Annotated in this window: 15 protein-coding genes; 11 read left to right on the plus strand and 4 right to left on the minus strand. The window is 60.4% G+C overall.

Annotated features, from left to right (window positions below):
- The first annotated feature begins 215 nt into the window (after positions 1–215).
- The 6 genes from HNQ65_RS24600 to HNQ65_RS24625 all read left to right on the plus strand — a co-directional run bounded on the left by HNQ65_RS24600 (position 216) and on the right by HNQ65_RS24625 (position 6366).
- Positions 216–1769: a Gfo/Idh/MocA family protein gene (locus tag HNQ65_RS24600; protein WP_184344125.1), complete on the plus strand. Its 1554-nt coding sequence runs from the start codon at positions 216–218 to the stop codon at positions 1767–1769.
- A gap of 78 nt (positions 1770–1847) precedes the next feature.
- Positions 1848–2111: a DUF4870 domain-containing protein gene (locus tag HNQ65_RS24605; protein ID WP_184344127.1), complete on the plus strand. Its 264-nt coding sequence runs from the start codon at positions 1848–1850 to the stop codon at positions 2109–2111.
- Between the two features lie 137 nt (positions 2112–2248).
- The gene (locus tag HNQ65_RS24610; RefSeq protein WP_184344129.1) at positions 2249–2749 is read left to right on the plus strand and encodes a hypothetical protein; all 501 of its coding nucleotides are present in this window, start codon (positions 2249–2251) and stop codon (positions 2747–2749) included.
- Positions 2750–2760: 11 nt separating this feature from the next.
- Positions 2761–4527 (plus strand): prenyltransferase/squalene oxidase repeat-containing protein, encoded by a 1767-nt coding sequence (locus HNQ65_RS24615; protein WP_184344131.1) that lies wholly within the window; start codon positions 2761–2763, stop codon positions 4525–4527.
- 134 nt (positions 4528–4661) lie between these two features.
- Entirely contained in the window at positions 4662–4964 is a 303-nt protein-coding gene (locus tag HNQ65_RS24620; RefSeq protein WP_343076582.1) for a DNA-binding protein, read from the plus strand.
- A 343-nt stretch (positions 4965–5307) separates the two neighbouring features.
- Positions 5308–6366: a hypothetical protein gene (locus HNQ65_RS24625; RefSeq protein ID WP_221306286.1), complete on the plus strand. Its 1059-nt coding sequence runs from the start codon at positions 5308–5310 to the stop codon at positions 6364–6366.
- A 23-nt stretch (positions 6367–6389) separates the two neighbouring features.
- Here HNQ65_RS24625 and HNQ65_RS24630 read toward each other — a convergent pair whose 3' ends face one another.
- Positions 6390–7316 (minus strand): metallophosphoesterase family protein, encoded by a 927-nt coding sequence (locus tag HNQ65_RS24630; protein WP_184344137.1) that lies wholly within the window; start codon positions 7314–7316, stop codon positions 6390–6392.
- 62 nt (positions 7317–7378) lie between these two features.
- Positions 7379–8002 carry a uracil phosphoribosyltransferase gene (gene upp, locus HNQ65_RS24635; protein WP_184344156.1) on the minus strand — a complete coding sequence of 208 codons (624 nt, stop codon included), beginning with the start codon at positions 8000–8002 and terminating at the stop codon, positions 7379–7381.
- A 78-nt stretch (positions 8003–8080) separates the two neighbouring features.
- Between upp and HNQ65_RS24640 the strand changes: the two genes are divergently transcribed.
- Positions 8081–8575 carry a hypothetical protein gene (locus HNQ65_RS24640; RefSeq protein ID WP_184344158.1) on the plus strand — a complete coding sequence of 165 codons (495 nt, stop codon included), beginning with the start codon at positions 8081–8083 and terminating at the stop codon, positions 8573–8575.
- Between the two features lie 6 nt (positions 8576–8581).
- Here HNQ65_RS24640 and HNQ65_RS24645 read toward each other — a convergent pair whose 3' ends face one another.
- Positions 8582–9238: a DedA family protein gene (locus HNQ65_RS24645; protein ID WP_184344204.1), complete on the minus strand. Its 657-nt coding sequence runs from the start codon at positions 9236–9238 to the stop codon at positions 8582–8584.
- 177 nt (positions 9239–9415) lie between these two features.
- On the opposite strand from HNQ65_RS24645, the gene HNQ65_RS24650 reads away from it, so the two are divergent.
- The 3 genes from HNQ65_RS24650 (at position 9416) to HNQ65_RS24660 (ending at position 10869) form a co-directional block, all read left to right on the plus strand.
- Complete coding sequence (locus HNQ65_RS24650; RefSeq protein ID WP_184344160.1) at positions 9416–9898, plus strand: phage regulatory CII family protein; 483 nt, start codon at positions 9416–9418, stop codon at positions 9896–9898.
- A gap of 31 nt (positions 9899–9929) precedes the next feature.
- Positions 9930–10298, plus strand: a complete 369-nt coding sequence (locus HNQ65_RS24655; RefSeq protein ID WP_184344163.1) for a cupin domain-containing protein — start codon at positions 9930–9932, stop codon at positions 10296–10298.
- Positions 10299–10407: 109 nt separating this feature from the next.
- Positions 10408–10869 (plus strand): hypothetical protein, encoded by a 462-nt coding sequence (locus HNQ65_RS24660; RefSeq protein WP_184344165.1) that lies wholly within the window; start codon positions 10408–10410, stop codon positions 10867–10869.
- A 105-nt stretch (positions 10870–10974) separates the two neighbouring features.
- On the opposite strand, the gene HNQ65_RS24665 is transcribed toward HNQ65_RS24660, so the two are convergent.
- The gene (locus HNQ65_RS24665; protein ID WP_221306287.1) at positions 10975–11946 is read right to left on the minus strand and encodes an IS630 family transposase; all 972 of its coding nucleotides are present in this window, start codon (positions 11944–11946) and stop codon (positions 10975–10977) included.
- A gap of 416 nt (positions 11947–12362) precedes the next feature.
- Here HNQ65_RS24665 and HNQ65_RS24670 point away from each other — a divergent pair, with 416 nt between their 5' ends.
- Complete coding sequence (locus tag HNQ65_RS24670; protein WP_184344169.1) at positions 12363–12617, plus strand: acyl carrier protein; 255 nt, start codon at positions 12363–12365, stop codon at positions 12615–12617.
- Positions 12618–12686 lie beyond the last annotated feature (69 nt).

The raw sequence follows: 12686 nt of genomic DNA on the forward strand, positions 1-12686 counted from the left end.
GATTCGCGGCAACGACCTCTGAGAGGCGCAGGCATCCTGATTTTCAGAGGCCTTGGTGTGGAAAGATCACAAACAGCGGGGGAAAGGGCACAAAGAGAGGGGCAATCGAAGGAAAGGTTGCCTTTTGTCTGGCGTTTTCGCTAGGCTCACGAAATTCCAAGCCCCGCCCTACCCATCCGGACGTGGCTGTGGTACACCCCATCCTTCTCATTCCCATGCAAAACCATCCAAACCAAACCACCCGCCGAACTTTCATTCGCGGCACTGTGGCCGGCGCCGCCGGTCTTGTCGCATCCCGAGCCTACTCCGCACCGATCGGTGCCAATGGTGACGTTCGAGTCGCCGTCATCGGCTTCAACGGCCGTGGTGCAGGTCACATCAAGAGCCTGGAGGAAATCAAGGGCGTGCGCATCGTGGCCCTCTGCGACGTGGATGCCAATGTGCTGGCCAAGGGCGTGGCCAATCAGGCCAAGAAAAACAACACCGTCACGGCCTATACCGACTATCGCAAGCTCATGCTGGACCCGGAAGTGGACGCGGTGACGATCGCCACGCCGAACCACACGCACACCCTTATTGCCATGACGGCCATGCAGCATGGCAAGCACGTCTATGTGGAAAAGCCCGTGTGCCACAACATCTGGGAAGGCCGTCAGCTGGTGAATGCCGCTGAGAAGGTGGCCAAGAAGGGCATCGTGGTGCAGCACGGCATGCAGCGCCGCTCCAGCCCCGGCTGGGCGGAGGCCACGGCGTGGGTGAAGGAAGGCCATATCGGCAAGGTGACGCTCTCCCGCGGCGTGAACTACAAGTCCCGTATCTCCACCGGCCTGGCAGGAGCGCCGATCGACCCCAAGGACGGCATGATCAAGGGCACCTTCCATGATCTGCGCAACGTGAAGACCGACCCCGCCGGAGCTCCCCAGGAAGTGGATGTGGACTACAAGCTCTGGGCCGGACCGCGCGGCATGCAGCCGGTGCACCGCACCCAGTTCCACTATGACTGGCATTGGCAGTGGGCCTTTGGCAACGGCGACATCGGCAACCAAGGACCGCATCAGCTCGACGTGGGCCGCTGGGCGCTCGGAGATCCTGAACTGCTGCCCAAGCGCGTGATGAGCTTCGGCGGCCGCTGGGGCTACAAAGATGATGGCGAAACCGCCAACAACCAGATGGCTTTCTGGGCCTACGAGCCTGCTCCGCTGCTCTTTGACAACCGCGGCCTTCCTCTGAAGGACATGGACTGGAAGCAGGAGCCTGTCTTCCGTGTGAACGGCAAGACCGCTGCGGCACGCGTGGGCAACGTCATCCACTGCGAAGGCGGCTACGTCATCGAAGCCAAGGCCTATGACAACGAGGGCAACACCGTCAAGAAGTTCGACAACTTCAACGACGGCGCCGACCACATGCTGAACTTCATCAATTCCGTGCGTGCCGGCAAGCTCATCAACCCGAACCTGCATGTCGCCCACGGCTTCCACGCCGCTTCGCTTGCTCATCTGGCAAACATTTCCTACCGCCTGGGCAAGGCCGCGAGCGTCGAGGAAGTGCGCGAGCGCCTCAAGAACGACAAGGCCGGTCTGGAAACCTACGAGCACTTCGTGAAGAACCTCGAGGACAACAAGATCGACCTCAACGTGGACAAGATCAGCGCCGGCCCCTGGCTGGAGTTTGACCCGGTCTCCGAGAAGTTCGTCGGCGAGTTTGCCGAAGAGGCCAATAAGCTGGCGACGGAGAACTACGTGGAAGAGTTCAAGCTGCCGGAAATCTAAACGGAAAGAGGCTTTCGAGTCCTGCCAAATCACGCGCGGAGCCGGGAGACTGGCTCCGCGTCTGTATTTGGCCGCTTTTTGAGCCGTGGTAGTCTCCTGCAGCCATGGACCGCCACCTCCCCTTCCGCAGTCACGCAGGATGAAAAAATCCTCGGCATCGTGATGCATGCTCTCTGCCTGGCAGGCTTTCCCATTCTGGGGCCTCTCATCGTCTGGCTGATCAAGAAGAATGAAAGCAGCTATCTCGACATCCAGGGACGTGAGCTGCCGAGCTCCCTGCTCTGCTTCATCTTCATACGTGTGGCTCTGCTTTTTGCGATTGGGGAGCCACTGTGGTGCTGACCATTGTAGGGGGGGCGTGTGCTCCTAGGAGTGCAGGGGGCCTATTCCCGAGGACGATTCGCCTGCTATGAGGCAAAACGGTTGCGACCAGGGTGCCGTGGTGCTAGCAGAGCCCCCCGTTTCTTCCCCCTACCCAGATGCGACCCAACCAACTTCTCAAAGCCATCGGCCCCGAGCTGCGCCTGCAGATCATGACCTACATGCAGAACGACCAGCGTGCCGCCTACAAGGCCGTCATTGATTCGCTCGCACCCGCCAAGAGGCTGCGCCCTGCCTTCATTCTGGAGAAGTCCCGTGCCAAGCAGGCCGAGTGGGTGCTGGAGCAGCTGGCCACCAAGTCGAACGAGGAAGTGACGGCGCAGATTTTCCAAATCTGGCTGCTCAAAGGCCAGTCACAGATGCTCATCACCTTCCTGGATGCCGCAGGCATCGGCCATGACGGCAAGGGTGAGGTGAACGAACTGCCTGAAGAGATCGCAGATGACAAGGCCGAGGCTGCTGTGGCCGCCCTCCTGGCCGCCTACCCTGCCAAGCAGGTGGCGCTTTACCTGAGCATGTTCCAGCAGCAGCGCGAAGGCGGCTGGGCCTCTCTGACGAAGGCCATCGAAGCCCGCCCTGAGCTGAAACTCGAGGCCTGATCTCCGGCACCATGATGGACGCCCTCGACCGCGCCATCGGCAGCACGCAGGCGCATCTGGATGCGCTGCGCACCGCCGACGGCCACTGGGAGGGCCGTCTTTCCAGCAGCGCACTCTCCACCGCCACGGCTCTCGTGGCGCTGACCTTGGTGGATCGCCATGCGCATGCAGCGCCCATCGCTGCTGGCGCGCGGTGGCTTTGCACCCACCAAAACGCCCAAGGCGGATGGGGAGACACCACACTGAGCAAGAGCAACCTCTCCACCACGCTGCTGTGCTGGAGTGCCCTGCATCTGTGGAGTGCCGGATCGGAGGAGCAGAGTCGGGCCGCGGCACCGAGCATTCAACAGGCCAGTGGCTGGATCATCACACAGACGGGCTCCCTGGCGCCCGAGGTCATCGCCCGGGCCGTCATTTCCCGCTACGGCAAGGACAAGACTTTTTCCGTGCCAATCCTCATGCTATGCTGCCTCTGCGGCACCTTGGGAGAGCGGCCATGGCGGCATGTGCTGCCGCTGCCGTTTGAGCTGGCCGCGCTGCCGAGGACATGGTTTGGCGCCATCGGGCTGCCAGTGGTCAGCTATGCGCTGCCGGCGCTCATCGCCATCGGTTATACCCGATTTAAAAACAACCCGCCTGCTTGGTGGAATCCGCTGCGCTGGGTGCGTGCGCTGGCCTGGCCGCGCATCCGCCCCATGCTGAAGGATCTGCAGCCCTCCAGCGGCGGCTATCTGGAGGCCACGCCGCTCACCAGTTTTGTCACCATGGCGCTGGCCGGCGGCGGGCAGCTGGACCATCCCTGCATCCCGCAGGCCGTCGATTTCCTCATCCGTTCCAAACGCGAGGACGGCAGCTGGCCCATCGACACCAATCTGGCCACGTGGGGGACGACTTTGTCTCTGCGGAGTCTGGAGCAGCCGGACGTGCAGCCCGAACTGCGCACATGGCTGCAGGCGCAGCAGTACCGGGTGGTTCATCCTTTCACGAATGCCCCGCCCGGAGGCTGGGCCTGGACGGATCTGCCCGGCGGCGTACCGGACGCGGATGACACCTCCAGCGCGCTGATCGCCCTCAAAAAGATCGGCCACCCCTGCGATGCCGCCATCCAGCAGGGAATCACCTGGCTGCTGAATCTGCAGAACCGCGACGGCGGCATCCCCACCTTCTGCCGTGGCTGGGGTACGTTGCCATTTGACCGCAGCACACCTGAGATCACCGCGCATGCGCTGGGTGCCTGGTGGAGCTGGCACGAGGAGCTGCCGACCGAAATGCAGCTGCGCATTGGCAAAGCCACCCAGCAGGCACTCGCCTACCTGAAGCGTGTGCAGTTGTCGGACGGCTCATGGATTCCACTTTGGTTTGGTAACGAACACACTCACGACGAGAACAACCCCGTGTATGGCACGGCGCAGGTGGTGAATCATCTCAGCGGCAGCACTCATCTGAGCACGCTTTTTGAGGGCTTGATCCAGAGCGGCAGGAAATTCCTGCTGACGTCACAGAAAGCAGACGGCTCCTTTGGCGGAGATACTCAATCACCCCCCAGCATCGAAGAAACAGCCGTGGCCCTGAGGGCTCTTTGCAGTGCCGGGGCCGCCGTCCGAGCCCAGGTGCAAGCTGCATCTTCATGGCTGGTGGCCGCCACACAAAACGGCACCGTCTTTCCCCCGTCTCCCATCGGCCTTTATTTCGCACGGCTCTGGTATCATGAGCAGCTATATCCCGTGGTTTGGACCTTGGAGGCCCTGCAAGCGGCCAAAGAGGTTCTGGACCAATGAAAGCTGAAATCTTGGATGCAGGCTGTCACTCAGAGAGGGTATTTAACGACAGGCTTGAGTGGGATAACCCACCAAAGAGCGTGGACATGAACCCTCACAGCCATTGACATCTACGGTGCGACCCCTAGAATTGGATTCATAATTCACCCGAAAAAACCAGAAACGCGTATTGTCAGTTAGTGGAGGTCAATGGCATGAGGAACACAGAATTTGAAGACGAGCGGCGCCCGCCAAATCCGCCGCTGCATTCGGAGAAGATTGTCACAGACCGGAAGATCTTCTTCCTCGATCTCAAAGAAAACGACCGGGGCAAGTTCATCAAGATCACGGAAGATGTGCGCGGCCGCCGCGACACGATCATTCTTCCGATCGACGCCGCGCAGGAGTTCATGGATGCGATGATGCGCACCCTGGACGCTGCGGGTGTGGATGAGTGAGGACGGCTCTAAATCGAGTCAAGCGGATGGCCCGCGGTGGTTTTGAGCACTGAACAGGCTGAATTCCGCCATGAATCTTCAAACTCATCTTGGAGGTTTGCCCCCTGAGCCGTGCCGCCCTCGGCTGGGGAGGATGCTTATATGCCTGCTTCTCGGGTTTACGTCACTCAGCCTGCAGGCGAGTGAAGGGCCGGAACTCTTCTCGATCGAAACGGGCGTTGGTCCACTCCTGATTTTCGTGAGGCCCGAGGACAGGGACGGAAAGCCCTTCGGAGGCGGATCGAGAAAGCGCACAGAGAGCATTTTTGCTTGGACTGCGGGCGATCCCGGGCCGCCGCAACGAGTGATGCGCTGCGATGCTCCGCCGCCGCGATTTCTCCACCGCATCAAGCAGCACGTGGTGCTGATCCGTTATGACGACAGGCTGCAGCTGCTGGACCTGAAGGCTGGAAAGATGGAGCGGCTTCTCAAGGCAGAAGAGCCGAGCGATCTCGTGCGTACGGATGGGGACACGATTTACTTTCTGCGGCAGACCGTCCGGTGCGAGTCCTATGGTTACCGGCTGAAGACCCTGGATGGAAAGACGGTGCTGGATGAGTGGTATAGACCCAGGGACCGCTTGTGTGCCTACACTGCCGGTGATGCACCGAAAACAGCCGAGCTGGCGGAGCCGTTCATCGAGGCAGTATTGCAGCATGACGAGGAAGGGTTCTGGGTGGTGACGGCGGAAACCCAGCCGCGTCTTCTGCATCTGACCACACACGGGAGGATCACGGACATGCTGCCCTGGCAGGCGGACTGGGCGGTCTGCGAGGCCAAGTTCTTGTTGTCTCCGGATGCCAGGCACATTGCGCTTTCGATCCTGCGCATGGACCAGGATTTTCATGGGTGCCGGGACTTGGTGGTAATGAGCCGCGAGAAGAAAGCCATCCTTAAAACGGTGAGAGACGTCGATCTGCGAAACTCTATCCTAGACAGTTCGACACCTAGCATCCGGATGGAGTGGCTTGGCCGCAATACCCTGCAGTTCGGAACGAACTTCAGCTTCAATGGCCAAGTGCTCAACGTGGACACATCAGCCATCAGCGAGTCGTCTGCTTCCAAGCCAGATCTGCGGCAGGTGACGGCTGATCAGCGCGTGGTGGCGGGGAAATTTGAAACGACGTTTGGCCAGGTGTGGTTTGGCCATGACAAAGAGCTCGCGGGCAGCGTGCTGAACGCCAAGGGGGACTGGGTTTCCGCGTGTCTGGAGTTCAGTCCTGATGCGCAGTGGGCTGCGCTGACCTCGTCGGATCTGGACTGCGTGGTCGTTTTGGATGGGGAGAAAAGAAGCAGGCGCCGTCTCATCGACGGCTGGTGCTCCGACCTTGAATGGCTGGGTGGGTGGGGCGTGAAGCCATGACCCTGGGCGGCGGGAGTGAGGGATCAGACGAACCGGATCACATGCTTCTGCCCGTGCTCTTCATGGGCAGGGTTCAGGGCGCGGAGCTCGAATTCGGCGCGGTCTGAGTTGATGCGCACGATGACCCAGCCGTTGGGGCGCTTGGGATTGAAGGTGTAGGCCACGGGGGGCAGGTTGATGAGCGGGAGGCCGGTCTTCTCGTGCTTGGATTTCATCCAATTGTGGGTGTGGCCGTAGATGAAGCCCTGGACCTTGGGGTAGGAGGCCATGAGGTCAAAGAGGGGATCGCTGTCCTGCAGGCAGGTCCCTTTCACATTGTCGGGCATGCTGGCCTGCATGGGATTGTGGTGCGCGACGACGAAGGTGGGCTTGTTGGGCGCGTTGCGCAGCTCGCGCTCGATCCATACGAGCTGCTGCTCGCCGAGGCGGCCCGGGGTTTTGTTGACGATGTCCAGGGAGTCGAGCAGCACCCAGTTCACCTGCGCGCTGGTGACGGTGGCCACGTGCTTGTCCGGCACGTTCATGGGGCGCTCGGCATTGGGTGGCGGCGGGCCGACGATGACGTTGAGGAAGTTGTTGCGGTGGTCGTGGTTTCCCAGCGTGCAGTGGATCTGGATGGACTGCTCCCGCAGGGCCTGCATGCAGTGGGTGAAGGTCACGTAGTCCTCGGTCTTGCCGTCGAGGTAGGCGCAGTCGCCATTGACGATGAGGCCAAAGGGCTTCTGGCCGATCTTGAGCACCTGGTTGGCGCAGCGGCGCAGGTTTTCCGCCATGCAGACACCGCGTGCGTTGAGCGTCTCGTCCGCAGCGATGTGGGGGTCTGAAAAAAGCACCCAGATCTGCTCGGGAATCTCCAGGGCGGAGAGCTGCGTGGCGGCGGAGCCCAGGACGGCGGCGGCGCTGTGCTGCAAAAAACTGCGGCGGGAGAGAGGTGGCAGGGTGATTGGCATGGGGAAAAGAAACGGAGGCTGGAGGCCGGTTTGTGCGCGCAGGATGCGATGAGTTATGCGGCTCAGGTGCCGAAGTAGCGATCCCCTGCATCACCGAGACCGGGGACGATGTAGCTGCGCTCGTTGAGGCCGTCGTCGATGGCGGCGGTGAAGACCGGGATGTCTGGATGCGTCCGCGCCATGGCGGCCAGGCCCTCCGGGCAGCTGACCACGCAGATGAGCGTGATGCGCGCGGCCCCGGCCTCCTTGAGCTGGCGTGCTGCCTCGCAGGCGCTGCCGCCGGTGGCCAGCATGGGGTCCAGCAGGAAGACATCTGCTTCGGGTAGGCTGGCGGGCAGGTTGGCGTAGTAGGCGTGGGGCAGGGCGGTCTCTTCGTTGCGTTTGATGCCCACATGGGCCACCACAGCCTCGGGTACCAGCGGCAGAATGCCATCCAGCAGGCCCAGTCCGGCGCGCAGGATGGGCACGCAGACCAGCGGGCGTGCGAGCTGCGCGCCCTGCGTCTGGGCCAGCGGGGTCTGCACCTGCGTGGGCTGCACCGGCAGGCCGCTCGTGGCCTGGATGAAAAGGATGCGCGCCAGGTGATTGAGGTGCCGCCGAAAGTCGTGCGAGGATGTGCCCACGGCACGGATGGCGGCGAGGTGACACTGGGCCAGAGGATGCTGGACGACGACAGGCTGCTGCATGCGGAGCACTGTGCCGCGTTTGCTGGTGCTGGCAAAGTTTTCCACCACCTGCAATGACGTTCATGTTAGCATACAGGCATGAAAACACGAACCGGCGTGCTGGTGCTACTGGCATTCACCTTGGCGGCATGCGACACCCCCACGCAGCATGGATCGAGCTACTACGATCCGTCCAGCGGTCCGCCACCGTCTGGCACAGGCAGCGCTCCCCGCAGCAAGAGCATCGCCGAGATGGCGGGCAGCAGTGGCGCGCCTGTACCGCGTGGAGGCTACGCTCAGGGCTCGGGGCCCACGGCCATGCCGGGCGGGAATCAGTTCATGTACCAGCAGAATGTGTCTGGCCCGTTTGGCGGCAGCAGTTCCACGGGAGTGATCAATGCCTACGGCGGCGTGCAGAGCTATCAGACGATTGGCAACATGCCCGTTTACCCCGGCATGGCAGTGCCGGGGTACAGGCCAGGCCGGCGCTCCTATGGCAATCTGCCCACGCAGCCGGTGTATGTGCCCGGCGTGAACGGGGCGGCGGGCTACTACATCAATCCGAGCACGGGGGCGAGGGTGCCGGGGCCGTAGAGAGACTCAGACGTCCTCGCCTTTGGCCGCTTGCGCCCTTTTCGCCTCGGCCTTGTGCTTGAGTACCTCAAACACTATGGGCAGCAGGGAAACCACGATGATGAGGACAAAGACCAGCTTGAGGTTGTTCTTGATGATGGGGATGCTGCCGAGGAAGTAGCCGGCGATGGTGAAGCTGAGCACCCAGAGCAGGCCGCCGCCGAGGCTGTAGCAGAGGAAGCGGCGGTAGTCCATTCGCCCAAAGCCGGCGGTGAAAGGGGCGAAGGTGCGCACGATGGGAACGAAGCGGGCCAGGATGATGGCCTTGCCACCATGCTTCACAAAGAAGGCCTCCGTTTTGGCCAGGTAGTCGCGCTTGAACCAGCGCTGATTCACGATCCAGCCGCCCGCCTTGCGGCCGATCCAGTAGTTGAGGTTGTCGCCGATGATGGCGGCGCACATGAGCAGGGGAATGATGAACTCAATACGGATGAGGCCCTGTGCGGAGAGCGCGCCCACAGCAAAGAGCAGAGAGTCTCCGGGAAGGAAGGGCGTGGCCACCAGACCAGTCTCGCAAAACACGATGGCAAACAGCAGCGCGTAAATCATGGCACCATGATCCTGCGCGAAGGTCTGCAGGTGTTTGTCGATATGGAGGACGAAGTCGAGGATCTGGGAAATCATGGCCGCCGAATCTCCGGTGTCAGCGCGGTGCGGCAAACGAAAACTCATGCCGAATCCGTCGAAGGGCCAAAAAGCGGCTGAGCACGCCGATACAGCACGCAGGGTACGGTTTTTTACCATGGCAAAACGGTGAGGATGCCGCTTGCCAAAGGGGAGGAATGCTGAAACAAATCAGGCATGGAATCCCATGAAGTGATCAGCAAGGCCGTCGAGAAGACCAGCTTCAAAGAGGTGGCGGCACAGATGGGTGTCTCCTTATCGCTCGCTTACAAATGGTCGCAGCCCGATGAGCAGCAGGGCAGCGGCACGTCCAATCCGCTGGACCGAGTGCGCCAGCTCTATGAGATCACTCAGGATCCGCAGCTCATTCAGTGGCTGTGCCACAAGGCGAACGGCGTCTTCGTGCAAAACCCCACCACCGGCGGGCCGCGCGGCATGGAGCTCATGCCTGCCACTCAGGAGATCGTGCAGCAGTTTGCCGACCTGCTCACCGCCATCAGTCATGCGGCCTCGGACAATCATATCAATGCCAAGGAGGCCGAGCACATCCGCAGCGTGTGGGATGAGCTGAAGCGCTTTACCGAAGGCTTTGTGCGTCTCTGCGAGAAGGGGGATTTTGGCCACCTTGCGGACGAGATCAAAACCCATCGCCCCAAGTAAGCCGGAAGGCTTTTGAGCCCATTTCTCTGACATGTCTGCTACCGGTCCGCTTCTCATCCGCCACGAAGGCCATACACCGCGAGAGCGCAGCACCTGCGGCTGGCGGGACCGGCTGATCAGCCGGGAGGACGTGGAGCTAAACCCCGCCGCGTGGGCGCATGCGGTGGACATTGACGGCGCCAAGCTGCACTACCATAAGCGCTCCACGGAGCTCTACTATGTATTGGAAGGCGGAGGCACGGTGGTGCTGGATGGCGTGGAGCAGCCTGTGAGCAAGGGCTCGCTGGTGCATATCCCGCCCGGTGTGGTGCATGGGGCCCGTGGCAAGATGCGCGTACTGGTGGTTGGGATACCCGACATCGCCGAAGACGATTATTTTGAGGCGAAAGAGGAGGGCTGAGAGCCGCAAGATTCGGCAAGGGGCTTGGCCTGAATCATGCTCGGGTGTGGGCCTACGGTGCTTAAATCTTTGTTTGCACCTGGCAGAATTACTATTTAGCTAGAGAGCGATGAAAACAAAAATCTACAGCCTGCTGATTGCTCTGCTTATGGTTCTGGGAATGGGAACGGTCACCGTTGCCACGGCCTCAGACTTCGCCACCGACGTCAATATGAATCACCCCTTGGCCGGATTGCGCCCCGCCATGGACTTCCGAGGCCGCTACCCTGCGTTGCTAAAAAGCATGCGCGCCGGACACGTGTACTCTATTTCTCCAGACAATGTGCAGAGATACGGCTACCCCACGCTTGGCAAATACAATGGCCAGGTTTACTGGATGGTGCCGGTGCAGTTCTACACTTTGGGTGGAGACACCTCCTACCAGCAGTTGAGCGATGACGGTCGGCCGCTTCCTCGTATTTCCCGCTCTCGCTACAGCGCTTCCCGCCAGACCACCGATGCCTACGCCTGCGTCCGCAATGGCGTTGTGGAGCACTGGATCTACAAGATTTCTAAAGCGCCGATTCGCTGATTTTAAAAAAGTCGAATTTTTGCTCTCTTTAGGGTCCATGCTACAAGCTTGGACCCTTTTTTGTTATCATAGGTTTGAAGCTTAGACCGGTTCTCAGAAAGGATGTCATAAACTGGTCTTTGCGCGGCACTGGGACTGAAGGATGGAGGGCTGGTCGATCATGGAGCGCAGGGCTTCCATAAGCCGGTCCTGCAGTTGTCTGGAGTTTTTGGCGATCCAGCCGTTGAACCAGTCGGCCTTCAGGCGCAGCCACAGGCGTTCGATGGCGTTGAGATCTGGCGAGCGCGCCGGCAGATACTCTGGCTGAAAGTGATACCAGTTGAGCCGCTTGACCTTGTGCCAGGAGGCATTGTCGAGCACCACAATGGCGCGACGCCCCTCCACCGCCGGGTTCTCCTGGGCCAGAGCATCGAGGAACACCTGGAAGCTTTCGCTGTCGCAGAGGTTGAAGAGCATCGTGGTCAGCCGCCCATCCGCAGGACATACTGCACCAAAGACGTTGTGGCGGATATGTTCGCCTAGGTAGGGCGAGAGGCGCACCTTGCCGATCTTCGTCCAAGTGCGCCGCGGACGCGGGTCGCCTTCAAAGCCGCTTTCATCGCAAAACCACACGTCGGTCTGCGGATCCTCCTGCCAAGCGCGCAGCTTGACGCAGAAGGCCTCGCGCAGTTCCTCGTCCTGCTTGAGCGGCCAGGGACGCGGCACCTTGAGCTTGTAGTCCTGTTCGTGAAGATAGCGCACCGTGGTGCTGTAGCCGAGCTGAGTTTGCAGGTGTTCCTTGATCCAGCCGTGGAGCTTGACCGCTGTCCAGTGTGACTGCCCGGCCAGGGAGGGATCTTCAATGAGCGGCACGATCTTCTCGGCCACCTGTGCCTTGGGCAGGATGCGCCGCCGTCCGCTGCTGCGCCCGGGGATGAGTCCGTCAAGACCGGCGAGGTTGAAGGCCTGAATCAAACGCAGCACATGCCGCAGGCTGAAGCGTGAGAGCGCAGAGACCTCCTCGCGGCTTTTGCCTTCGTAAAGCCAAAGCAGGGCCTGCAGCCGACGGAAACCTTTTTTGGTGGGGGTGCAATCCATGGCAACGCGCACTTCATCATGAGTCGCGTTGTCCACATTGAGCTCGATGCACGGGCGGGCCACCACCGCCTATTCATTACCATAATTCTAAAATGTACAGCCCGAATATGACATTCTTTTTGAGAACCGGTCTAAATCTCCATCGCCGCTGGGGGGCATTACGGGAAAGAATGATTTCAGGTTGTTTAGTTCATACAGTATTGTTTTACAATGAAATAGAGAGGTAATTCTGAAAAAGGAACGAGCATAAATACCTCGTTGCGCTGTGAAAACACCTACGAATCGTTAATTGGCCGACGCCTCTGCATAGGCTTTATCGCAGTCGCGTCGAGCACTTTAAAAACGATAAATATCACTGGACCATCCCAGGAAACATAATTTTATTATAAATATTCAGATCCAATAAATTTATCATTATGAGCGAAGCAGCCGTCAGCACCCTCATCCCTGACATCAAAGAAATCCTGGCCCAGCACGGCCGGTTCCCCGTGGAGAACCTGTCCGGGGCCGATGATCTCTACAACGCAGGGCTGACATCCTTGGCCACTGTAGCGGTGATGCTGGCGCTGGAGGACAAGTTTAACGTAGAGTTTCCCGATACCATGATTGGCCGCCGCACCTTCCGGAGCATGGAGTCGATCGCGGAAGCGATCACCCAGCTCGCGGCCTGAACCTCCCTCCCACTAAACCCATGCGTGATTTCATCGAAACCGCCATCCTTCACCCCTGCCACCCACTGC

It is taken from the genome of Prosthecobacter vanneervenii (assembly GCF_014203095.1).
Classification (GTDB): Bacteria; Verrucomicrobiota; Verrucomicrobiia; order Verrucomicrobiales; family Verrucomicrobiaceae; genus Prosthecobacter; species Prosthecobacter vanneervenii.